Origin of the sequence: Segatella paludivivens DSM 17968 = JCM 13650 (assembly GCF_000373185.1) — a bacterium.
Taxonomy (GTDB): Bacteria; Bacteroidota; Bacteroidia; order Bacteroidales; family Bacteroidaceae; genus Prevotella; species Prevotella paludivivens.
The window spans coordinates 144,069-165,912 of the sequence record NZ_KB890649.1 but is presented as its reverse complement, the minus strand read 5'-3'; the positions used below and the strand labels follow the sequence as shown (position 1 = coordinate 165,912).

The following is a 21,844-nucleotide window of genomic DNA, read 5'->3' as shown; positions in this document are numbered from 1 at the left end:
AAAGATAATTCATATCTTTGCGTGTATAAAAAAGTAGGATATTAAACAAAAAGATAATGGCAAAACAAATCACAAATAAAGTATCTTGGGTTGGTAAGATAGATTGGGAGCTTACCAAATTCCACGGAGACGAACTCTCCACAATGCATGGTTCCAGTTATAACGCTTACCTTATTCAGGATGAAAAGACTGCACTTATCGACACAGTATGGCAACCTTATGATAAGGAATTTGTAGCAAGACTAAAGAAAACTATAGATCTGAAAAAGATTGATTACATTGTAATGAATCATAACGAGATTGATCATAGTGGTGCATTGGTAGAATTAATGCGTGAGATTCCAGGCACACCAATTTATTGTACAAAGAAAGGTGAATCTATTATTCGTGGTCACTATCATCCACAAGACTGGAACTTTGTAAACGTAAAAACTGGTGATACTCTTAATTTAGGACAGAATACCCTTACATTCATAGAAGCACCAATGCTTCACTGGCCTGACACAATGTTCAGCTATCTTTCTGGAGAGAATATATTATTCTCTAATGATGCCTTCGGTCAGCACTTTGCAACAGAATCACTATACAACGATACTGTGAAGCAGGATGACTTGATGTGGGAAGCTCAGAAATACTACGCTAACATCATTAACCCATTCAGTATGATGGTGAGCAGAAAGGTGAAAGAGCTTATCGGTATGAATCTTACTATTAAGATGATCTGCCCTAGCCACGGTATTATCTGGAAAGATAATCCTAAACAGATTATTGACAAATACATTGATTGGTGTAACGAATATAAAGAAAACCAGATTACAATTATCTATGATACGATGTGGCAATCTACACGTAAGATGGGTGAAGCAATTGCTGATGGTATTCAGGAAGTAGACAAAGATGTGACTGTAAAGTTGTTCAATGCCTCACAGATTGACAAGAATGATATTCTTACAGAGATTTTCCAGTCTAAAGCCATATTAGTTGGTTCACCAACAATAAACAACGGTTATTCGTATGCAATTGCCGGTATATTGGAAATGGCTCGCGGAATAAAATATAAAGGAAAGAAAGCTGCAGCGTTTGGTTCTTATGGCTGGAACGGTGATGCTCCAAAAATGATTACCGCACACTTGCAGGAAGCAGGATTTGAAATCGTTAACGATGGAATAAAGAAACAATGGGTTCCAGACGTGAAAGACTTGGATGACTGCACTGAATATGGTAAAGAATTTGCAAAAGCAACAAAATAGATTATTAACAATTTAAAATTTAACAACATGGAAAAGTATGTTTGCGATGTATGCGACTACGTATACGACCCAGCGGTAGGAGATCCAGATACTGGAATAGCTCCTGGTACATCATTTGAAGATCTTCCAGATGACTGGACATGTCCAGTATGCGGAGTAACAAAAGATGATTTCCAAGTACAGAAGTAATTAATAAACTAACAAATAAAAATCCCAATGCTCATAATGAACATTGGGATTTTTTGTTATGTTATATCTGTAGATTACATTGAAGCTATAGAAGCACTGTCTATCCATGAATAAACCATGCTGAATACACCAAACATGATTATTCCGGCTGTGCAGATTGCAAGAGCCAACTTAGTGCTGTTTGCGCTCTTAAACCAAGGAAGAGGTTTTTCATTTGGTTTGATATACATTGCCTTTACAATCAACAAATAGTAGTAAAGACTTATCACAGTATTAATCAATGCGATGAATACCACTGAATAAGCCAGAACACCTGATGTTGTAGATAAAGATGCACCCTTAACAGCAGACATGAAAACAAAGAACTTGCTGAACATACCTGCAAATGGAGGAATACCACCAAGAGAGAACAAAGCAATTGTCATAAGAAACGCAAGCTTTGGATTGGTCTTATAAAGACCATTATAGCTCTCCATATCAACTGTTCCATTATTATGTTCCTCAATGCTACTGATAACAGAGAAGACAGCCATATTGGCTACAACATAGACAAGAACATAGAAGCTAAGAGTTGTATAACTCATTGCTGAGTTGCCAACGATAGCTAGAACGATGTAACCAGCCTGAGAGATAGAACTGAAAGCCATGAAACGCTTAAGGTCTCTCTGACGAATAGCAAACAAGTTGGCAATAGTAATTGAAAGAACAACAACTATAAACAACATATACTGCCAATATTCTACCATAGGACCAAATACCTTGATCAAGATAGAACAAAGAGCAAATGCTGCCGCACCCTTACTAACAACAGAAAGATAACCAGTGATAGTTGTTGGCGCACCCTGATAGGTATCAGCTGTCCAGAAATGGAATGGTACCAAAGAAATCTTGAAACCAAGTCCACTAAAGAAGAATACCATACCCATTATAGTAAGAGGTGTAGCTGTAATCTTAGCTGCGATATCATCAAAATACAAAGTACCCATAGCTCCATAGATAAATGAAATACCATAGAGCATGATGCCACTTGAGAAGGCTGCAGTAAGAACGAACTTAGCAGCTGACTCAGCAGAATTATGACGATACTTATCAAGACCTACTAAACAAGCCATTGGAATAGATGCCATTTCAAGTCCTAAGAAGAATAGAAGGAAGTGATTTGCACTAACCATCATGTTCATGCCAAGAAGAGTTGAAGCAATAAGAATGTAGAACTCTCCTTCTTTGAATTGTGTATCAGGACGCTGTATCCACTCACGACTTTGTATCAATACAATCAATGCTCCTAAAGCAAGGATGGTCTTGATAACACCAACAGAAGGGTTTGTATAATACATTCCACCAAAAGCTACAGAAGCTGTTGTTGGGAATATATTTATCACAATATGTGCTGCCATTAGCAGACAAACCAAAGGATTAAACCATGCACGTGAAGAACTGTTAGCCTCTCCATTAGAAGTAGGTATTACAGCTCGCTGTGATGTAGCAAAGTCTGCAATGAAGACGATTACCAAAAGAGCCATCAAAGTGACTTCTGGTATCATATTTAAAAATTGACTATAATCTATATTCATAATAAATCTTTAATCTTAATTATTAAAATCTACATTACAGAGCAGCTGCTGTAGTGCTCATAATATGATTGATAATTGGAGCAACAGCACCACTGATTACATTACTTGCCCAAAGTGGGAACAAACCAAGACCTGCAACACAGAAGATAAGACCTCCAATTGCTAATCTCTCATCCCATGTTGCATCGTGAAGTTCAAAGAACTTCTTGTTTGGTACCTTCTGGAAAAGAATCTTACCAACAACACGAAGAATGTAAACGGCAGTTACAACAATTGATGTACAAGCGATTATCGTACATACACGATGGAACGTATCTGCATTCTGGAATGAACCTACGAAGATTGTCATCTCTGCAACGAAACCAGAGAAACCTGGTAGACCTAAGTTAGCCAAACCTGCTATAACATAAGATACAGAAAGGAATGGAAGAACTTTCATCAAACCACCAAGATAACGTACGTCTCGAGTTCCGGCACGGTGATAAATCATACCGATACAAGCGAAGAACAATGCTGTCATAAGACCATGTGAAAGCATCTGAAGCACAGCACCTGTAATTGCAGTCTGTGTCATCATACACAATGCGAAGAGCACCATACCACAGTGTGATACTGATGAATAAGCATTGATATATTTCAAGTCAGTCTGTACACATGCAGCGAGCGCACCATATACGACAGAACATGTTGTAAGTACTAGGAATATCCATGATAGTTGCTGAGCTGCCTCAGGCAACAAGTACATTGCAATACGGAAGCATCCGTAACCACCAAGTTTCATAAGTACACCTGCGTGAAGCATTGATACAGCCGTTGGGGCTGAAGCATGACCGTCAGGAGACCATGTATGGAATGGGAACAATGCACCAAGTACACCAAAACCAATAAATATGAATGGGAAGAATACCTTCTGAACTGCTACTGGTATATTATGTAAAGCGGCAATTTCATTAATATTCATTGTTGTTGCACCACTAAAATAATATATTCCGAGAATACCGAGAATCAAAAGAGCACTACCACCCATAAGCATAAGGGTAAGCTTCATTGCAGCATATTCCTTAGGACCTGTACCCCAAACACCAATAAGAAGGTACATTGGGATAAGAGCAACTTCATAGAACATGAACATCGTAAAGAGATCGGTTGATATGAAGAAACCGAAAACACCAATACTAAGAAGAACAAACCAGAGGAAATATTCTTTCTTCATAGGTTCTAACTGCCATGATGCAAAAGTACCTGTGAAAACGATAACTGCAGAAAGCAATAGCATCACAACAGAAATACCGTCAACACCAACACTATATGCTATATTAAGAGGTGCAAACCAAGGTGTGCTATAGGTAAACAGCATCAGTTCGGTATTACCCGCATGACGCATCTGAATGAAAGTGATAGTAAGCCATATTGCAAGACCAAGCAATGCAGAGGCTCCAACAACCATCACACCACGTACTTGATTGTCATTCTTTGCTAACCAAAGACCAACAAGCATAAGTACCGGAATTACTACGAATAATGTTAATATACTCATTTTTCTATTTATTCTTTATTAAATCTTCATTATTCATTAGCTGAGAATGCAAAGCAAAATCAGAGTCAAAGCTACAGTACCAGTAAGGAACCATGCAGCATAAGAACGAACGTCGCCACTCTGCCATGGACGAATAGTCTCACCGGCTTCCTGAGCACTCCATGCCATGAAGTTAAAAGTACCATCGATAACATGGCGGTCAAACCAAGCAATAGGCTTAGAGAAACAACCAAACACGATTTTATGAGTAAAGAACTGCCAAGCGTCATCAATATAAAAACGATTGAGAGCTGCCTTGTGAAGTCTAGGCATTTTCTTAGCAAGCATATCAGGAACAGGATTGTTCTTTGGAAGATACATCCATGTTGCAAGACCAATACCAATGGCAGCAGCCAACAAACTGAACCACGCAACACTTGTAAACTCAAAATGCTGCAATCCAATCTCCATACTCTGACCAGTAGCTGAAACGAAATGTCCAAAAGGAATCCAACCAGCAAATATTGATACTATTGCAAGGAATACCAATGGTCCCCACATAACGAAAGGAACCTCACCTGGCTTCTTGCGATTCTCTGGATCAAGCTCATAATAGCTCTGTCCCCAGAAAATAACATAATACAAGCGGAACATATAGAATGCTGTCATACCTGATACAAGAGTCATAAACCATCCCATGAATGGAGAGAACTCAAAACAAGCTGAAACAATTTCATCCTTTGAGAAGAATCCTGCCAATGGCCATACACCACTAATGGCGATACAACCGATAAGGAAACAAATGTTTGTAATAGGCATATACTTATGAAGTCCGCCCATGTACTGCTTAAAGTTGCTTCCAATGATGACAATAATAGCACCAGAGCAAAGGAACAACAAAGCCTTGAACATAGCATGTGTGAACAAGTGGAACATACCTGCCATGTAACCCAAACCACCTTCATGATTGTCGACAGCATAACTTACGCCAAGTGCAACCAACATATAAGCAATCTGTGATATAGTTGAGAATGCAAGACCACGCTTGATATCGCTCTGGCAACAAGCAACAGCAGCTGCATAGAACGAAGTAAAAGCAGCAATGTAAGCTACCCAATGAAGTTGATTAGGAGCATATTGAACCCAGATTGGGAAAAGACTTGCTACCTGGTAAACACCAGCAACAACCATAGTTGCAGCATGAATCAACGCAGATACTGGAGTAGGACCTTCCATAGCGTCTGGCAACCAAATATGCAATGGGAACATCGCACTCTTACCAGCACCACCAATAAACATTAAGAATAATGCAGAAGGCAACAACCAAGAATATTTAGCAGCAACAGAAGCTAACTTACCGATAAGCTCAGGGTTAGCATTCATGTCGTAATTAAATGTTCCGACATAGTAGCTAAAGAACAAGATTCCTATCAAGAAGAACAAGTCTGCGAAACGAGTAACGATGAAAGCTTTCTTTGAAGCGTGTACGGCTGAATGCTTAGGATAATAAAATCCAATCAACAAATAAGAACATACACCAACCAACTCCCAGAACATATACATCTGGAAAATGTTTGTAGCTACAACAAGTCCAAGCATACTCATGGTGAACAAAGAAAGATAAGCATAGAAACGCTGGAAACCATGTTCGTATTCTTCAAACTTATACTTGTCATCACGCTCAGCCATATAGCCGAAACTGTAAATATGGACCATAAAACTTACCGTTGTGATAACGATCAACATCATTACGCTTATTGGAGTAAGACGGAAACCTATGTTGAAAGTAAGAAGTTCGGTAAATTTCAACCAAGTAAAATTAAATACGGTAACTGTCGGGTATAAACCAGTAGCAGCATCCCTTCCTATAACAAAGAAATACTCATACGCAGTATACAATGACATAGCGAAAAGGCTACCCAACATTATAGTACCGATAAAACCGGCAACCGGCTTTTTCATCTTCATACCACAAAGACCAAGAACCAAGAAGCTCAAGAATGGTAGAAGAAGTATTAAAAATGCATAACTGTATTCCATTTCTTTTAGAATTTCATGTTTTCAATACTGTTCACCTGGTCACTGTGATAGTTACGGTAAACATTAATAATAATGGCCAAAGCCACGGCTGTCTCAGCAGCACTTACTCCGATAGAGAACAATGTGAAGAAGAAACCTTCAAACTGTGCTGGGAAAAGAATGCGGTTGAAGACTGCAAAATTTATATCTACAGAATTCAATATTAATTCTATAGAGATAAGCATAGCTACAAGGTTACGACGCGTAACAAAGCCAAACACTCCGATAAAGAAAAGCAGTGTACTAAGTGCTATAAAATATTCTACAGGGATATTCATTTCTTGTCCTCCTTTCGTGCAATCATTATACCTCCAATGATACATGCCAAAAGAAATACTGAAATGAACTCGAATGGAAGTACATACTGATACTTACCACTTCCAAGAAGGGCTGTACCAATTTGATCCATAGGAACTTCTGTATCAGTAACCTGAGCAGCAGCATTGATAAAATTATTCTTAATTAAAACTACACCTACAGTAGCAAGACCTACAAGCGATAAAAGCAAACCGCTTATTACACGGCTACCCTTGACACGCTCAATAAGTCCTTGAAGTGAACGCTTAGAAACAAGCTGAATAGCAAAGATATACATAACAGTGATACCTCCGGCATAAACAGAAATCTGAGCGGCACCCAGGTATGTGTAGTCTAGTAGGAAATAAATTCCTGCAACACCAAACAAAACGAAGAGCAAAAATGTAGCTGCCCTTATTATTCGCTTTGTTATTACACACATTACGGCTGATCCAAGAATGACTACAGCCAAAATGCAAAACATAACTAAATTTGCCATAATCTATTACTTGGTTTTAGTGTTAAACTTACCGATAGTCAAAGGTGCACCACCATCAAGGATGTTTGGAAGGCTACCACCTTTATATACTTCTTTGTCAAGATGACATACCAACTTAGTGCGGTCGAATACAGAATTCTCAAAATCATTTGTAAATTCAATCGCATCAAAGTTACAAGCATTAACACACAGCTGACAAAACATACAGTCGCCAAGATCATACTGATAATCATCCAGCTTTTTCTTTTTGCGACCAGTCTCAGGATCTTCCTCCATGTGAGCTGTAATCTTGATTGTATCATTTGGACAAGCTTTCTCGCACATTGTACAAGCAACACAGTTATGGCTTTCGTCCTCATTTCTCTTGAAAACGAGACGGCCACGATGACGCTGAGCAACATGGAGGGTAGTCTTGCGGTTCTCAGGATACTGCTCTGTTATCTTTGGAGTAAAGTACTCTATTAGAGTAACTTTCATACCAGTAGCAAGAGTTTTGATTGCAGCTCCTATTTCACCGAAATATGATTTATTATTTTCCATTTTATTATTCAATATTTATATTCTATTGCCTATGCGGATTAAAAAGTCAAACCAAATGCAACACAGCAAGTTGTAAGAACAAGCACGATTAGCATTAAAGGCATGAGATATTTCCATTCCAGTTTCAGAAGATTATCAATTCTAAGACGAGGGAATGTCCAACGGACCCACATAAGAATCCATACCAACATAAATGTCTTACCGAAGAACCAAACGAAACCTGGTATTATATTCATCAAATTGTCAAATCCGGTAATACCTACGTTCAATGGTGCCCAACCTCCGAGGAAGACGGCACTCGCAAGTCCTGATATAACAAATAGATTCAAATACTCTGCAAGGTAATAATAACCAAAGCCCATACCAGAATACTCTGTATGGTAACCAGCAGTCAACTCACTTTCAGCTTCACCCAAGTCAAATGGACCACGATTAGCCTCAGCATTACCAGCGATAAGGAATACTACGAAAGCTATGATTGCTGGAATATGACCCTGAATAACAAGCCACTTCCAAGGACCAGTCTGAGCCTCTATAATACCACTCATCTGCATTGTACCTGTAAGAATGACTGCGCAAATCAGACATAAACCTAAAGAAACCTCATAAGAGATCATCTGTACAGCAGCACGCATTGCTGATACAACAGAATACTTGTTGTTAGAACCCCAACCAGCAAGGAATACACCTAGTACACCAATTGAACTAATTGCTGTAACCAAGAAAATACCTACGTTGAAATCCAAAATATGCATACCCTTATTCCAAGGAAGGAAAGAGAATGTACCAACAGAAGCAATCATTACAAGGAACGGAGCTATCGCATATAAAAGTTTATCAGACTTATCTACTGTGAAGATTTCTTTTATGAGCATCTTCAAAACATCTGCAAACACCTGAAATATACCCCAAGGGCCTACACGCATAGGACCTACACGGCACTGGAAATAAGCACAAACCTTACGTTCCATAAAAATCAGTACGATACAAATAAGCGCATAAGCTGTCAAGACTAAAAGTCCGATGAGTACGCACTCAATAAGAATGGTCCAGAAACTAGGCAACCCCAAAGTCTGACTAAGGAGTGCATCGAACCATTTTGTTACTATACTAAAATCAAACATAATTTATCTATCAATATCAGGAATTACGAAATCAATTGCAGCACCAGTTGCTACCAAGTCAGCAATCTTCTGTCCACGAAGCATCTTGTCAAATGCACCTGTCAAGGTCAATCCCATTGGGCGCATCTTCAAACGATAAGGGCTCTTATCACCATGAGAGTCGAGATAAACTCCAAATTCACCAGCTCCACCTTCTACAGAGAAGAACCATTGGCCTTCAGGAACCTTAATGATAGGCTTCTGCTTGATATAGAATTCACCTTCAGGAATATTATCAATGAGCTGTTCTATAATGTCTAAACTCTGATATATTTCCTTTATATGAACAATGTAGCGAGCCATTGAATCAGCTCCAGTAAGAGTTATTTCGTCAAATTTCACCTTATCATATACACCATAAGGATGATTTTTACGAACATCATTATGCCATCCAGCTGCACGTCCTGCAGGACCTGTAAGAGCATAATTAATACAATCGTCAAGACCCATAGGACCAACACCTTCCAAACGCTGATGTGTAATTACATTATCACCAAACACGTCCATGTATTCCTGAACCATAGGGCGCAGATATTTACAAAGTGTTTTTGTGTTCTGTACAAAATTTGGATCGATATCATCCTGGAGACCACCTATACGATAATAATTTTGTATAAGTCTACCACCAGTTGTCTCTTCCATTACATTCAAGACATGCTCACGATCACGCATACAATAAAGGAATGCAGTCAAAGCACTTAAATCCTGTGCACATGTACCAAGGAACAACAAGTGATTATTTATACGCTGCAACTCATCCATTATAGTACGGATATACAAAATACGGTCTGAGAGTTCTATTCCCATACCTTCTTCTATAACGCCCACTAATGCATGACGCTGCATCATCGCACAAAGATAATTCAAACGATCTGTTAATGCTAGAGACTGAGGGTAAGTCATGCTTTCACACATCTTCTCCATACCACGATGAATATATCCTAAATGTGGATATACTCCCTTGATGGTCTCACCGTCTACAACAGTCTGCAAACGTAACACACCGTGCATACTAGGGTGGTTAGGTCCCATATTTACAACGAAATCATCTTCATCAAAAAGACGATGCTGTGTAGCTACAAGATTACCACTTCTATCAAGATTCCATTCTGTAGTGAAATCTGATTCAGGTTCGTCTGTAACAGGGAACTTATTATTCTCAGGGCTCTCATCAAAGTCCTTACGAAGAGGATAACCATTGAAATCCGTACGAAGGAACAGGCGACGCATATCTGGATGTCCCAAGAACTTTATTCCCAAGAAATCAAATACTTCACGCTCTAACAAATTAGCAGCATTCCAAAGATTAAGTGTTGTTGGAATAACTACATCATCGCCAACCTTCTTACCAATAGTTCTAACAGAGCAGCGCTCATGAGTATCTGTATTTTCAAGAATGTAGATACATCCGAGACCTTCTTCACCAAAGTCTTCACCAATAATGGTAACAAGGTAATCGAAATGCTTCTCGTTCTTCAACTTTGCCATTTCAGAAGCAAAGTTATCGAAATTGAGTTCTATATTATTTAGTTTCATTTTCTTGTACCTTATTAGTCAGTTAGCTCTTTATTTGGATCGAAATCTTCAGGGACATCTGTTACGATGATAGGAGTTTTCTTTCCAAGTTTCTCAGTTGAAGTTAGGACCTCATTGCTGATTCCACGTAAGCCACCCTTACTTAAAGATAGTTCACGTTCCTCCTTTGTCATCTTATGGTTTGCGCCACCAAAGAACTTTTCAACCTTAACCTTACGCTGCAATTGCATCATACCATAAAGAATGGCTTCTGGACGTGGAGGGCACCCTGGGATGTAAACATCCACTGGAACAAGCTCGTCAATACCACGAACTACATTATAGCTTTTCTTGAAAGGTCCACCACTAATGGTACAACCTCCAACAGCTACAACATACTTAGGTTCTGCGATCTCATCATACAAGCGCTTAAATACTGGTGCCATTTTATTGGTAATAGTACCGGCACACATAATTAAGTCTGCTTGACGTGGAGAGTTACGAGTCACCTCAAAGCCGAAGCGAGAGAAGTCGTAACGTGCACAGCCGACAGCCATAAACTCAATTCCACAACATGAAGTACCAAAAGTAAGTGACCAAAGAGAATTACTTCGTCCCCAGTTAATGGCCTGATCCAAAGAACCAAGCACAACATTTACTCCGCCTTCGTTTAATTCCTGCGTAATTTTTCCAAGAGTGTCATTATCCTTGAACTCGTCATAAGGAATACTCTTAATGTGAGGTTTTCTTACTTCCATTCCAACGCTCCTTTCCGCCAGGCATAAGCCAAGCCAAATACTAATACTACCAAGAAGAAACCAATACTAACTAAAGCCATTGGCCCAAATTGTCTAACAACGACTGCCCATGGATAGAGAAATACGGTCTCAATGTCAAACATCAGGAAAAGGATGGCAAAAAGGTAATATCCAATGTGTACTGGCAGCCAAGAAGAGCCGCGAGTAGGGATACCACACTCAAATGGTTCACCCTTTACCGGATTATAAGAACGCGGACCGATAAGCTTAGCAATGACATAAGATGCCAATACCAAGAACACAGCCGTTATCAAAACGGTAATGAATAAAGTAAAATACATAAAATCTATAACGTTATTATAATAATCTGCTTATACTAAGGCGGATAGCTAATCTGCCCAAAGCGTTTGCAAAGTTAGCAATAATATTATAAATATTACGCTATATTAACAAAAAAAAGGGCACATAAATAAAAAAAAGCACCGGTATTAAAACCGACGCTCTATAAGTTCAAGGCACATTCTACTGTTATGATAAGGACATTTCCAGAAACCAGCTTTATCATCTAGAATATTCAAAGTTCCATCATCAAGTTTTGCCCAATGCCATTCTCCGTTGTCCCAATCAACAAGATTCTTTTGTATAAACGACCAGCATCTTACAGCTATCCCCAGAGATGTTTCCTCTCTAAAATATTGATATATATTCATGTGCCCTATAATATTTTCACATTGCACCCACCATTGCCTCTGCATATCATAGCTATCAACATCTTTCCAATGCTCGTATATCATGCTCCCATCAGAACGCAATCCTTCATCTGCCGCAACGGCTATTTTTCTTATTATAGGTTCGATTTTCCTTAATAATTTTTTATCATCAAGAACTAATGCAGATTCATGCAAAAGCCAACTAGCCTCAATATCATGTCCATAACTCTCAATGTTTCGCTTTCCTTCCCATTTATCATCAAAAAACAAGTCCAGATGATAAGTTTCTTTGTTTAGCAATTTGTCGGTAAAGATATGAAGTAAGTTACGCATATTCTGTTCCAATTTTTTATCTTTCCACACACGATAAAGATTGGTGTAAGGCTCTATAATATGTAAATGAGTATTCATTGTTCTGCTCCCATTCTCATCTTTATCACTCAAACGCATATCTTCAATCGGTTTCCAGTCTCGAGTAAGAGCTTCTATATAACCATTATTATCTGCATCAAAAGCATATTTTTCTATGTCATTATATAATGATATAGCTACTTCAAGAGATCTCTTGTCACCAGTTGCGCGAACATATTCACTTAAACCATATATAGTAAAGCCGATGGCATAAGTCTGCTTTTTACAATCCAATGGATTACCTTTATAATCTAAAGACCAGAATACACCACCAAACTCCTTATCAATGAAATGGTCTAATATGTAATCTCGTGCACGAGTTGCTGCATCAAGATACTCTTTCTTTCCAAGTACTCTATATGCTGCAGAAAAACTCCATAGAATTCTAGCATTCATTATGGCACCCTTATCAGCATCAGCATGAACAACATCATGACCGTCTACCCTACCATAATATCCACCGTTGACATTATCAGTAACATCGTCAATCCAATAACGCAGGATGTTATTTTCTAGAACATCCTGCATTGTTTGTTTAAAGCTATCCATTAATCTTCGATTTTACGTATATCCTTTAACTTAGCATTGATTTGTTTCATCTTGCTCTTTGTTAACGGATAAACAAACATAATTACAACCATAAGAACAGCAACAGCTGCAGGTATGTAACTCATGGTTAGTTTCATTCCAAGAATAGCGCTGTCTGTCTGATGCAATGCATTTGGAACTAATCCAAATGCAGCAAACAACCATAGGACTGCACTTCCTGCAATAGCACCACCAAACTTCTGTGCCATAGATCCTGATGAGAATATAAGTCCTGTTGAAGATGTATGGTCCTTTACAGCAGCAAAATCAGCAACGTCTGCATACATGCTCCAAATAAGAGGAGAGATTATTCCTGTACAGATTGATATAAGGATTTGCAATAACAGCATTGTAATGAAGCCTACATTTGTACACGGCAAATAGAAGAACAAGCAGCTAAGAACAGCCATTCCTATACAAGAAACCGCAAAAGTACTGCGCTTACCTATTCTTCGGCTAATAGGAACAGCCATAACGACTCCTGCCATATTACAAACTTCACCTACTGCAAGGAATAAACCTGCAAAGAACAAGAAGCTTCCAATACCTAAATTTATATGAATATTTTCACCTATATAATACTTAAAATAATAAGCTACAGTTGCACCACGTACAGTATTAAACAAGTTTGAACACAGAGCAGCAGCCGTCAGTAACCACCAAGGAGAGTTTCTCAACAGAGAAGAAACATCAGAACCAAGAGATGTAGCTTCGACCTTAATATGCTCTTTAGTAATTCTAAAACATAATAGGAATAAGAGAAAGCAGAAAACAGCAATTACGATCATAGCCCCTTGCCATGCACCTGTTTCTGCACAACCATGCGCCTTAAACAAATCGCAAAGAGGTTCCCAAGCAAACAAAGCTATAAATGAACCTGCATAAGCAAAAAACATTCTAAAGCTAGAGAATACAGTCTTTTCGTCGGAATCATTTGTTAATACTCCAAGCATTGAACCATAAGGAACATTAATACCTGTATAGACTGTCATCATGAGTATATATGTAACATAAGCCCATATTAGTTTGCCTGTTTCTCCCAGATGAGGTGTTGTAAATAAGAACACTCCACATACTGCGAAAGGAGCAGCGAACCACAACAAGTAAGGACGATACTTACCCCATTTAGTCTGTGTACGGTCTGCAAGAATACCCATCATCGGATCTAATATAGCGTCCCAGATACGGGTAACCAACATCAGTGTTGCTGTGGCGCCAAGTGACAGTCCGAATACGTCACTATAAAAAATTGGTAGATAATAAGAAAATATCTTCCAAAACATACTACTAGACATGTCACCAAAGCCATATCCTATTTTCTCAATTAGTTTAGATTTTGTCATTAGGTTATTAATTAAATAAATCCATAAATTACACAGAATTGCAAATATAATAAAAATTAGATAACTCTACATAACTTATGGATTAAATATTAAAGTTTTTTATTCTTAGCAATAAGCTTCTTTATTGCCTCAACAGAAGCACTTGTCGTAAGACCGTCTTCAGGTGTGTTTAGACAATAGTCTACAAGTTTGTCTATTGTAGAAACAGCGACATGCATGCGAGTGTCAGAACTTGCATAATATATAAAGACTTTACCGTCTTCATCGGCAATCCAACCATTAGCGAAAACAACATTCATTACATCGCCAATATATTCCTTACCTTTAGGAACAAGAAAATAACCACCAGGCTTTGCTATAACCTTTGTTGGGTCATCAAGTGCTGTCATATACATATATAATACATAACGCAATCCAGAAGCACATCCACGCACACCATGCGCAAGATGAAGCCATCCACGACTGGTTTTTATTGGATGAGGACCTTCGCCATTCTTTACTTCCATAATTGTATGATAATGGCGGAAGTTAATTATTTTTTCATCTGTAATAACTGCATTAGTAATATCATCAACAAGAGCCCAACCAATACCTCCACCTGAACCAGTATCAATAAACCCATCCTGCGGACGTGTATAAAAAGCATATTTACCATCAACGAACTCTGGATGCAATACAACATTGCGCTGTTGGCATTTTGTTTTCAAATCAGGTAAGCGTTCCCAACTTTTGAGATCTTTTGTACGTGCAATAGCGGCTGTTGCAGTAGCTGCACTTAAATCTTCTGGCTGCGAATCATCATGACGTTCAGCACAAAAAACTCCATAAATATATCCATCTTCATGTGCAGTAAGTCGCATATCATAAATGTTGGTTGCAGGAACAACATCATCTGGCATAGTTATAGGTTCTTCCCAAAATCTAAAGTTATCCACTCCGTTAGGACTCTCCGCAACAGCGAAGAAACTTTTTCTATCAGCACCTTCAACACGCACTACAAGTAGATATTTCCCCTTCCATTTTATAGCACCACTATTCAGAGTAGCATTCATAATTATGCGCTGCATCAAATATGGATTATCCTTTTCATTAAAATCATAACGCCATTCCAAAGGGGTGTGCTCAGCGGTTAGTATTGGATTTTTATACCTTATATAAATTCCGTTTCCAAACTCTTCTGGTTCATTTGCTTTTGTTATCAACTGTTCGTGTTGTTCACGCAGTGATATAACCTTTTCTTGAAAGCTATTCATAATTATATCTTGTTTATTTTATTTATCTATATCTTTTACAAATAAAGTTTGCTTTATGTCATAAAACTTTTTAAAATCTGTCTCTGTTAAATGTCCTGGATATGAAATATAAAGTTCTTTCTCATTATCCCAAGCATTTCGCCAAAACAAAACATAACTTAATTTATAATTTTTCAGCACAGTCCATAATGTATTTGTAAACCAATCAGCATAAGGCAATTGTTGACAACCTGTTTCTGTTAGAGCTACTATTTTCTTTTCCTTCTTACCTATTTGTGTTATCTCGTCCAAATCATGTTTCAGACTCTTCTGATATTTTGCATTGTCCTTGTCAAACTCGTATAAATCTACCCCCAAAATATCAACATAACTGCTTCCTGGGTAATATTTCATGAAATCATTATATCCACTATTTGGAGAGAATGCCCATACAATATTATCACAATGATATTCCTTTTCAAGTTTATCGTGTGTCAGCATGTATAATCTTTTATATTCTTCGGATGTAAAACCACCTTTACCCCACCAAAACCAACCACCACTCATTTCATGCCAAGGACGAAATATCACAGGTATCTTAATGCCATCTTCTGTCTTTAATGAATTAATAAACTCTGCAACGACCTTCAACCAGCCATCAAATTTTGAATACATACTTCCTTCTGGAAAAATCTCTTTAACAGCATTACCAGTTGTATCCCATGCTGATTTACCTGTAACAGGATTATGTGGATGCCAGCTCAAGGTTATAATTCCACCTCGTTTATATTGTGCTATTATTTCATTACGCATTCTATCAAATGAAACTTTGTCTAGATTCTTCGTGTGACCTAATTCGATCTCACCTAAATCGAACCCCATAACTGCAGGATAATCACCAGTAACAGACAAGACATCTGATTTACCTAGATCCCATTTCCAAGTTTTTCCATACACTGGATCATCTTGATGTCCTATCATTATACCAGCCTTTTGCAAAGTTTTAAGGCGTTTAATTAATTTGTATGCAGGTGTATTAGCATTCACTCCAAGAGCTAGGAAAAATATTGCATTAAGAATTGTAAATCTCTTCATAATCAAAATTTAGTTATTAAGACCTATATCATTTCACATTTAAGTGTTCTTTTATAAAATTCTGCCATTCATCCCATTGTTCCTGATACCAGTAATGACCAGTCTGCTGATACACACTCAATATCTTTGGAGCTTTAACAATATTATAAAGTCCATAAGATGATGTCGGAGGCACAACTTCGTCATTATATCCAAAAGAATACCATCCAGGAACGTTAATTCTTTTTGCAAAATTGACACCATCATAATACATACTAGCATCTACTTTATCATTTAATAATTTATCAGTATTCTTATAAAAATAATGTGGCCAACCACCTGCTACTCCATGCACTTCAGCCGAGTAATCACACATAGCGTCATGCACTACACCTAGAAATGTAATGCGTTTATCCAATGCAGCAACAGCTAATGAAAGGAAACCTCCCTGACTTGCACCAGTCACACCTATAGTTTTTCCGTCCCATTGAGGCAATGACGCTATATAATCAACACCACGCACGGCACCTGTAACCACACGTTTATAATAATTTTTGTCAGGATTGTCAATATTTGTATCCCAATAATTATTAAGTGCACCACTAAGCAGATTATCATACACACTCTGTTGCATCGTGACAGGAATACCATGTATACCAATTTCCAGTACTATAGCTTTACCTGGGGCTGTATATGTATCCCCACTATAAGGTCTAACTCCTGCTCCGGGTACTCTAAGCAACGCAGGGTATTTACCTTGTTTTACAGGAACAGACAATATTCCATATATTCTACTGTTGCTCGCATTATTCACATAACTTATTTCATATACATCATCGTCTACAGTACAACGTTCAGGCAAAAGTCTCTTTGTTGGATTCAGGTCATTAAGTCTTGCTTCTTTAAGTGCTTTAGTCCAAAAAACATCAAAATCCTTTGGCTCATGCGCATAAGGAATTAGTTTTTCCGGAGAAAAACCAGCAGTGCAAAGTCCTTCATATTCCTTGCCGTTTACGTTTGCTATAACTTTAAGACGATAAAATCCAGGAACATTCATTTTTCCACTGAATGTCATAGTTCCGTTTTGAAGCACTACGTTTTTCTTAACATCAGGATACATCACTGGACCAGCCTCATAAGAAACACTTACATTATTAACAAGTGTACTAGATTTCAATACACTAACTTTAAAAACTACCGTTTCTCCGACGACATAGTTCCATTCATTATGATCTGGCTGAACCATGACAACTATATTGTTTCCGCGAATTTGACCAGAAACAGATAACATACTAAATAGTCCGAATAAAAAGAATAACAGCTTTTTCATTTTGGTTTTTAAAATAAACTTAAAACAGATTGAAAATTACATTTGCAAAGATATACAATATTTCAATATATGTTTGATACTTTTTTGCTCATTACTTCAACTTTCATGCAGTACATGGATTAATTACAATTATAACGTTTTAAGACAAAACAGTCCTTTTTAGTTTATATAAACAAATTACATATTACCAAAATTGAATTAAGACGATTAATACTATTATATAATATGTATATAGAATCAAATTTAAATTATTTCACGATTAAGCAAAAAAGTATCAACAATAAGCAATTAAAGTCAAAAAGCAATTAATATTAATGTGTATATTTGCAACCGATAATCTTTACGACTATAAAACATTATAACTAAAATCTAATTATGGAAAAGAAAATCATAACATAAGTAACATTGAAAGCATATAAGAACTTGCTTATTAAGAATTTATTTAAACCTAAAAACAAAAGCACGAAAGTGCTGTAACCAAAAACCAATAATGTATGAATTCAAACTGTAAAGTAACGTTGCTTGCGGGTTTCTGTAGTCTAGGACTCCTAGGTTATTCTCCGCAAACTTTAGCAGCCAAAGCCACAACTATGTCTATGGCTGTGCAACAGACTAAAAAAATCACAGGTACCGTGTCTGACTCTCAAGGCCCAATAATCGGTGCAACTGTAAAGGTTAAAGGCAGCAGCGCAGGAGCTATTACCGATATCGACGGTAACTTCGTCCTCTATGCACCAGCCAATGCCACTATTGAGGTTTCCTATATAGGGTATATCACACGCACTATTAAATTAGGAAACGAAAATAATCTTAAAGTAACTCTTTCTGAAGACAACCACTCCCTACAAGAGGTTGTCGTTGTAGGTTATGGTACTATGAAGAAAAGCGACCTTGCTGGCGCATCTGCTTCATTGGATGAGAAGACCCTTAAGTCTGCACCTATGACAAATATAGACCAAAGTTTCCAAGGACGTATAGCCGGTGTTGATGCTGTTCGAACATCTGGCGCTCCTGGCTCTGCCATTTCTGTTAGCATCCGTGGTAATGCAACTATCAATGCAGGTGCTGATCCATTATATGTTGTTGACGGAGTAATATTTCAATCACAAAGTAACAGTGGCGCTAGCCTTGGACTAGGAGACGCTCTTGGTAATGGTTCACATTCAACCATTTCTCCTTTATCACTTCTAAACCCTGCAGATATTGTTAGCATTGAAGTTTTAAAAGATGCTTCTGCCACCGCTATTTATGGTGCTCAGGGTGCAAACGGCGTTGTACTTATAACAACTAAAAAAGGTAAAGCTGGTGAAGCAAAGTTCACTTACAGCGGAAGTGTTACAGCATCACGCCAAAACAAACGCCTTGACATTCTCAACTTAAGAGAATTTGCAGAATTTTATAACGACATGGCTGCTCAAGGTGAAATTTCAAAACCAGATAAAACATATAGTGATCCTTCTATTTTAGGTAAGGGAACTAACTGGCAAGATGCCATCTTCCATACGGCATGGCAACAGCAGCACCAAATTAGTGCTGAAGGCGGAACAGATAAGATCAACTACTACGTTTCTGGTAGTTACACAGATCAAGACGGAACAATCATCGGTAGTAATTTCAACCGCTACTCTTTCCGTGTAAACCTCACAGCACAACTAAAAAAATGGTTTAAACTTGGTCTTAACGCAACATATTCAAAGACTTCAGAAAGTCTGAAACTTGCAGATAGCGACGAAGGTCTTATCAACTACTCACTGACAACACCTCCTGATATCCAAATTTATAACATCGATGGTGGTTATTCTAGTGTTTCAAAGGAAGGATTTACCAATCCAAACCCAATCGCTCTTGCGATGTTAGATGATATTCTATTAGATCGCCAAAGTCTTAACGGTAGTATTTTTGCGGATATTACCCCTATCAAAAATCTTACTTGGCACATACAATTAGGTTATGATATCGGTGCATCAAAAGCTGATACGTATAATCCAATGGTAAACCTTGGAACATGGATAAGAGCACAGAACCAAGGTCGTATTCAGAAAAATAGCAATAACTATTGGTCATTAAGCAACTACCTTACTTATAACATGCAGTTTGGCAAGCACGGTATAACTGCTATGCTTGGTCAAGAATGTTGGGAATCAAACTATGACTATACCTCTATTTTCAACACCAACCTGCCAAACGATATAGTACACAACCCTGCATTAGGTTCAGGTACCCCACAGATTGGAGAAGGTTGGGGAAGTTCTTCTATGGCCTCTTTCTTCACTCGTGAAACATACAACTACAATGACCGTTATCTCGGTACATATACATATCGTTATGATGGAAGTTCAAACTTCGGTCCTAACAAGCGTTGGGCTGGTTTCCATTCTGTAGCCCTTGCATGGCGTTTCTCTAATGAGAAGTTCATTCAAGATATTGCTGGTGACTGGCTAAGCAACGGTAAGTTACGTATTGGTTGGGGACAAACTGGTAACTCCAATATCGGTGGTTACAAATGGGGTTCAGCAATGTCTGTTATGGACACTGGTCTAGGAACTTCATACCGTCCACAAAACCTGAAAAACCTCGACATCCAGTGGGAAACTCAAGATCAGTGGAACGTAGGTCTTGATCTTGGTATACTCAACAATCGTATCAATTTCACAGTAGACTGGTATAAGAAGGAATCTAAGAATATGCTTATGCAACTTATCCTGCCTTCTATTATGGGTACAAGTGGTAACTCTTCATCTGCTCTTGCCGCTCCTTACGGAAACTATGGTAACATTGAAAACCATGGTATTGAGCTCGCTCTTAACACAAAGCCTATTGTAAATAAGGACTTTGAATGGGATTCTGAGGTTAATGTCTCTATTAACCGAAATAAATTAAAGAGTCTTGCTGGAAGTACTGCCCTACTTGGTTACGGTCAGTGGTCAGACGTTGTAAGTCGTACGACTCCAGGCGAAAGTCTTTATGGTTTCTATGGATATGAGGTTGAAGGCGTTTATCAGAACTTCCAGGATATTCTTAACTCACCTGTAAATACGCTTCAAAAGAACAACCCTATTATAACAGATGCAAGCGGAAAGAAGTCTTGGAGCACAGACCCAACCAAATATAGTCGCACAAATACTACTTATGTTGGAGATTTAAAGTATAAAGACGTAAATGGTGACGGCATTATTGATGAAAAAGATAAAACAAATATTGGTTCACCACTTCCAAAATGGACATTTGGTTGGAACAATACTATACGCTATAAGAACTTTGACCTCAACTTGTTTATCAATGGTAATGTAGGCAATAAGGTTGCCAACTACCTGAAGTTGAAACTTACTCATATGAACAGTCCTTGGACTAACCAACTTGCAGACATTAACAATCGCGCCAGACTCACAGCCACAGATGGTAACGTAACAGGCTCTTGGTATGATAACATATCAAATGTAATAGTTTCTAATCCAGATGCATCACTGCCACGCGCTTCTATCAACGACCCTAACGATAACGATGCTTTCAGCAGCCGTTATATAGAGAACGGATCTTATCTGCGCCTAAAGAGTGTAACTCTAGGATACACATTCGACAAGAAACTAATTCAGAAGATAGGTCTCACAAACCTTCGTCTTACATTAAATGCAACCAACCTGTTTACAATCACAGGATATGATGGTTACGATCCTGAAATTGGTCTTTCTACAGCCAGTGCAAATGTATTCGGTCTTGATAACGGTCGTTACCCATCACCAACATCATTTACTTTCGGCCTGAATGCATCATTCTAA

Annotated in this window: 18 protein-coding genes; 3 read left to right on the top strand and 15 right to left on the bottom strand. The window is 38.1% G+C overall.

Annotation, left to right across the window (positions count from 1 at the left end; genetic code table 11):
* Window positions 1–56 precede the first annotated feature (56 nt).
* Together B045_RS0108975 and rd are read left to right on the top strand one after the other, a co-directional pair.
* Window positions 57–1,250: an anaerobic nitric oxide reductase flavorubredoxin gene (locus B045_RS0108975; protein WP_018463937.1), complete on the top strand. Its 1,194-nt coding sequence runs from the start codon at window positions 57–59 to the stop codon at window positions 1,248–1,250.
* A gap of 27 nt (window positions 1,251–1,277) precedes the next feature.
* Window positions 1,278–1,439, top strand: coding sequence for a rubredoxin (gene rd / locus B045_RS0108970; protein ID WP_018463936.1), 162 nt, complete (start codon window positions 1,278–1,280; stop codon window positions 1,437–1,439).
* A gap of 74 nt (window positions 1,440–1,513) precedes the next feature.
* On the opposite strand, the gene B045_RS0108965 is transcribed toward rd, so the two are convergent.
* The 15 genes from B045_RS0108965 to B045_RS0108895 all read right to left on the bottom strand — a co-directional run bounded on the left by B045_RS0108965 (window position 1,514) and on the right by B045_RS0108895 (window position 18,068).
* A complete protein-coding gene (locus tag B045_RS0108965; protein WP_081618616.1) occupies window positions 1,514–3,013 on the bottom strand; it encodes an NADH-quinone oxidoreductase subunit N in 1,500 nt (499 codons plus the stop codon).
* A gap of 34 nt (window positions 3,014–3,047) precedes the next feature.
* Window positions 3,048–4,550, bottom strand: a complete 1,503-nt coding sequence (locus B045_RS0108960; RefSeq protein ID WP_025883444.1) for a complex I subunit 4 family protein — start codon at window positions 4,548–4,550, stop codon at window positions 3,048–3,050.
* Window positions 4,551–4,586: 36 nt separating this feature from the next.
* On the bottom strand, window positions 4,587–6,569 hold the full coding sequence (gene nuoL, locus B045_RS0108955; protein WP_018463933.1) for an NADH-quinone oxidoreductase subunit L: 1,983 nt from the start codon (window positions 6,567–6,569) through the stop codon (window positions 4,587–4,589).
* A gap of 5 nt (window positions 6,570–6,574) precedes the next feature.
* Window positions 6,575–6,886, bottom strand: a complete 312-nt coding sequence (nuoK, locus tag B045_RS0108950; RefSeq protein WP_018463932.1) for an NADH-quinone oxidoreductase subunit NuoK — start codon at window positions 6,884–6,886, stop codon at window positions 6,575–6,577.
* Window positions 6,883–7,404: an NADH-quinone oxidoreductase subunit J family protein gene (locus B045_RS0108945; RefSeq protein ID WP_025883441.1), complete on the bottom strand. Its 522-nt coding sequence runs from the start codon at window positions 7,402–7,404 to the stop codon at window positions 6,883–6,885. The genes nuoK and B045_RS0108945 overlap by 4 nt, the downstream gene beginning before the upstream one ends.
* A gap of 6 nt (window positions 7,405–7,410) precedes the next feature.
* Window positions 7,411–7,944: a 4Fe-4S dicluster domain-containing protein gene (locus B045_RS0108940; protein WP_018463930.1), complete on the bottom strand. Its 534-nt coding sequence runs from the start codon at window positions 7,942–7,944 to the stop codon at window positions 7,411–7,413.
* Window positions 7,945–7,982: 38 nt separating this feature from the next.
* A complete protein-coding gene (nuoH, locus tag B045_RS0108935) occupies window positions 7,983–9,068 on the bottom strand; it encodes an NADH-quinone oxidoreductase subunit NuoH (protein WP_025883438.1) in 1,086 nt (361 codons plus the stop codon).
* Window positions 9,069–9,071: 3 nt separating this feature from the next.
* Window positions 9,072–10,643, bottom strand: coding sequence for an NADH-quinone oxidoreductase subunit D-related protein (locus tag B045_RS0108930; protein WP_025883436.1), 1,572 nt, complete (start codon window positions 10,641–10,643; stop codon window positions 9,072–9,074).
* Window positions 10,644–10,657: 14 nt separating this feature from the next.
* Window positions 10,658–11,380, bottom strand: a complete 723-nt coding sequence (locus tag B045_RS0108925; protein WP_018463927.1) for an NADH-quinone oxidoreductase subunit B — start codon at window positions 11,378–11,380, stop codon at window positions 10,658–10,660.
* Window positions 11,371–11,721: an NADH-quinone oxidoreductase subunit A gene (locus B045_RS0108920; protein ID WP_018463926.1), complete on the bottom strand. Its 351-nt coding sequence runs from the start codon at window positions 11,719–11,721 to the stop codon at window positions 11,371–11,373. The genes B045_RS0108925 and B045_RS0108920 overlap by 10 nt, the downstream gene beginning before the upstream one ends.
* A 147-nt stretch (window positions 11,722–11,868) precedes the next feature.
* Window positions 11,869–13,050: an AGE family epimerase/isomerase gene (locus B045_RS0108915; protein WP_018463925.1), complete on the bottom strand. Its 1,182-nt coding sequence runs from the start codon at window positions 13,048–13,050 to the stop codon at window positions 11,869–11,871.
* Window positions 13,050–14,432 carry an MFS transporter gene (locus B045_RS0108910; protein ID WP_018463924.1) on the bottom strand — a complete coding sequence of 461 codons (1,383 nt, stop codon included), beginning with the start codon at window positions 14,430–14,432 and terminating at the stop codon, window positions 13,050–13,052. Before B045_RS0108910 ends, B045_RS0108915 begins: the two co-directional genes overlap by 1 nt.
* 89 nt (window positions 14,433–14,521) lie before the next feature.
* Window positions 14,522–15,685 (bottom strand): glycoside hydrolase family 130 protein, encoded by a 1,164-nt coding sequence (locus B045_RS0108905; protein WP_018463923.1) that lies wholly within the window; start codon window positions 15,683–15,685, stop codon window positions 14,522–14,524.
* 18 nt (window positions 15,686–15,703) lie between these two features.
* On the bottom strand, window positions 15,704–16,759 hold the full coding sequence (locus tag B045_RS0108900) for a glycoside hydrolase family 26 protein (protein ID WP_018463922.1): 1,056 nt from the start codon (window positions 16,757–16,759) through the stop codon (window positions 15,704–15,706).
* Between the two features lie 28 nt (window positions 16,760–16,787).
* Window positions 16,788–18,068 carry an acetylxylan esterase gene (locus B045_RS0108895; RefSeq protein WP_018463921.1) on the bottom strand — a complete coding sequence of 427 codons (1,281 nt, stop codon included), beginning with the start codon at window positions 18,066–18,068 and terminating at the stop codon, window positions 16,788–16,790.
* A gap of 494 nt (window positions 18,069–18,562) precedes the next feature.
* Here B045_RS0108895 and B045_RS0108890 point away from each other — a divergent pair, with 494 nt between their 5' ends.
* Window positions 18,563–21,844 (top strand): SusC/RagA family TonB-linked outer membrane protein, encoded by a 3,282-nt coding sequence (locus tag B045_RS0108890; RefSeq protein WP_025883431.1) that lies wholly within the window; start codon window positions 18,563–18,565, stop codon window positions 21,842–21,844.

Coding starts and splice junctions, on each gene's coding strand:
- B045_RS0108975 (WP_018463937.1), top strand. CDS start 57: ATGGCAAAACAAATCACAAATAAAGTATCTTGGGTTGGTAAGATAGAT.
- rd (WP_018463936.1), top strand. CDS start 1,278: ATGGAAAAGTATGTTTGCGATGTATGCGACTACGTATACGACCCAGCG.
- B045_RS0108965 (WP_081618616.1), bottom strand. CDS start 3,013: ATGAATATAGATTATAGTCAATTTTTAAATATGATACCAGAAGTCACT.
- B045_RS0108960 (WP_025883444.1), bottom strand. CDS start 4,550: ATGAGTATATTAACATTATTCGTAGTAATTCCGGTACTTATGCTTGTT.
- nuoL (WP_018463933.1), bottom strand. CDS start 6,569: ATGGAATACAGTTATGCATTTTTAATACTTCTTCTACCATTCTTGAGC.
- nuoK (WP_018463932.1), bottom strand. CDS start 6,886: ATGAATATCCCTGTAGAATATTTTATAGCACTTAGTACACTGCTTTTC.
- B045_RS0108945 (WP_025883441.1), bottom strand. CDS start 7,404: ATGGCAAATTTAGTTATGTTTTGCATTTTGGCTGTAGTCATTCTTGGA.
- B045_RS0108940 (WP_018463930.1), bottom strand. CDS start 7,944: ATGGAAAATAATAAATCATATTTCGGTGAAATAGGAGCTGCAATCAAA.
- nuoH (WP_025883438.1), bottom strand. CDS start 9,068: ATGTTTGATTTTAGTATAGTAACAAAATGGTTCGATGCACTCCTTAGT.
- B045_RS0108930 (WP_025883436.1), bottom strand. CDS start 10,643: ATGAAACTAAATAATATAGAACTCAATTTCGATAACTTTGCTTCTGAA.
- B045_RS0108925 (WP_018463927.1), bottom strand. CDS start 11,380: ATGGAAGTAAGAAAACCTCACATTAAGAGTATTCCTTATGACGAGTTC.
- B045_RS0108920 (WP_018463926.1), bottom strand. CDS start 11,721: ATGTATTTTACTTTATTCATTACCGTTTTGATAACGGCTGTGTTCTTG.
- B045_RS0108915 (WP_018463925.1), bottom strand. CDS start 13,050: ATGGATAGCTTTAAACAAACAATGCAGGATGTTCTAGAAAATAACATC.
- B045_RS0108910 (WP_018463924.1), bottom strand. CDS start 14,432: ATGACAAAATCTAAACTAATTGAGAAAATAGGATATGGCTTTGGTGAC.
- B045_RS0108905 (WP_018463923.1), bottom strand. CDS start 15,685: ATGAATAGCTTTCAAGAAAAGGTTATATCACTGCGTGAACAACACGAA.
- B045_RS0108900 (WP_018463922.1), bottom strand. CDS start 16,759: ATGAAGAGATTTACAATTCTTAATGCAATATTTTTCCTAGCTCTTGGA.
- B045_RS0108895 (WP_018463921.1), bottom strand. CDS start 18,068: ATGAAAAAGCTGTTATTCTTTTTATTCGGACTATTTAGTATGTTATCT.
- B045_RS0108890 (WP_025883431.1), top strand. CDS start 18,563: ATGAATTCAAACTGTAAAGTAACGTTGCTTGCGGGTTTCTGTAGTCTA.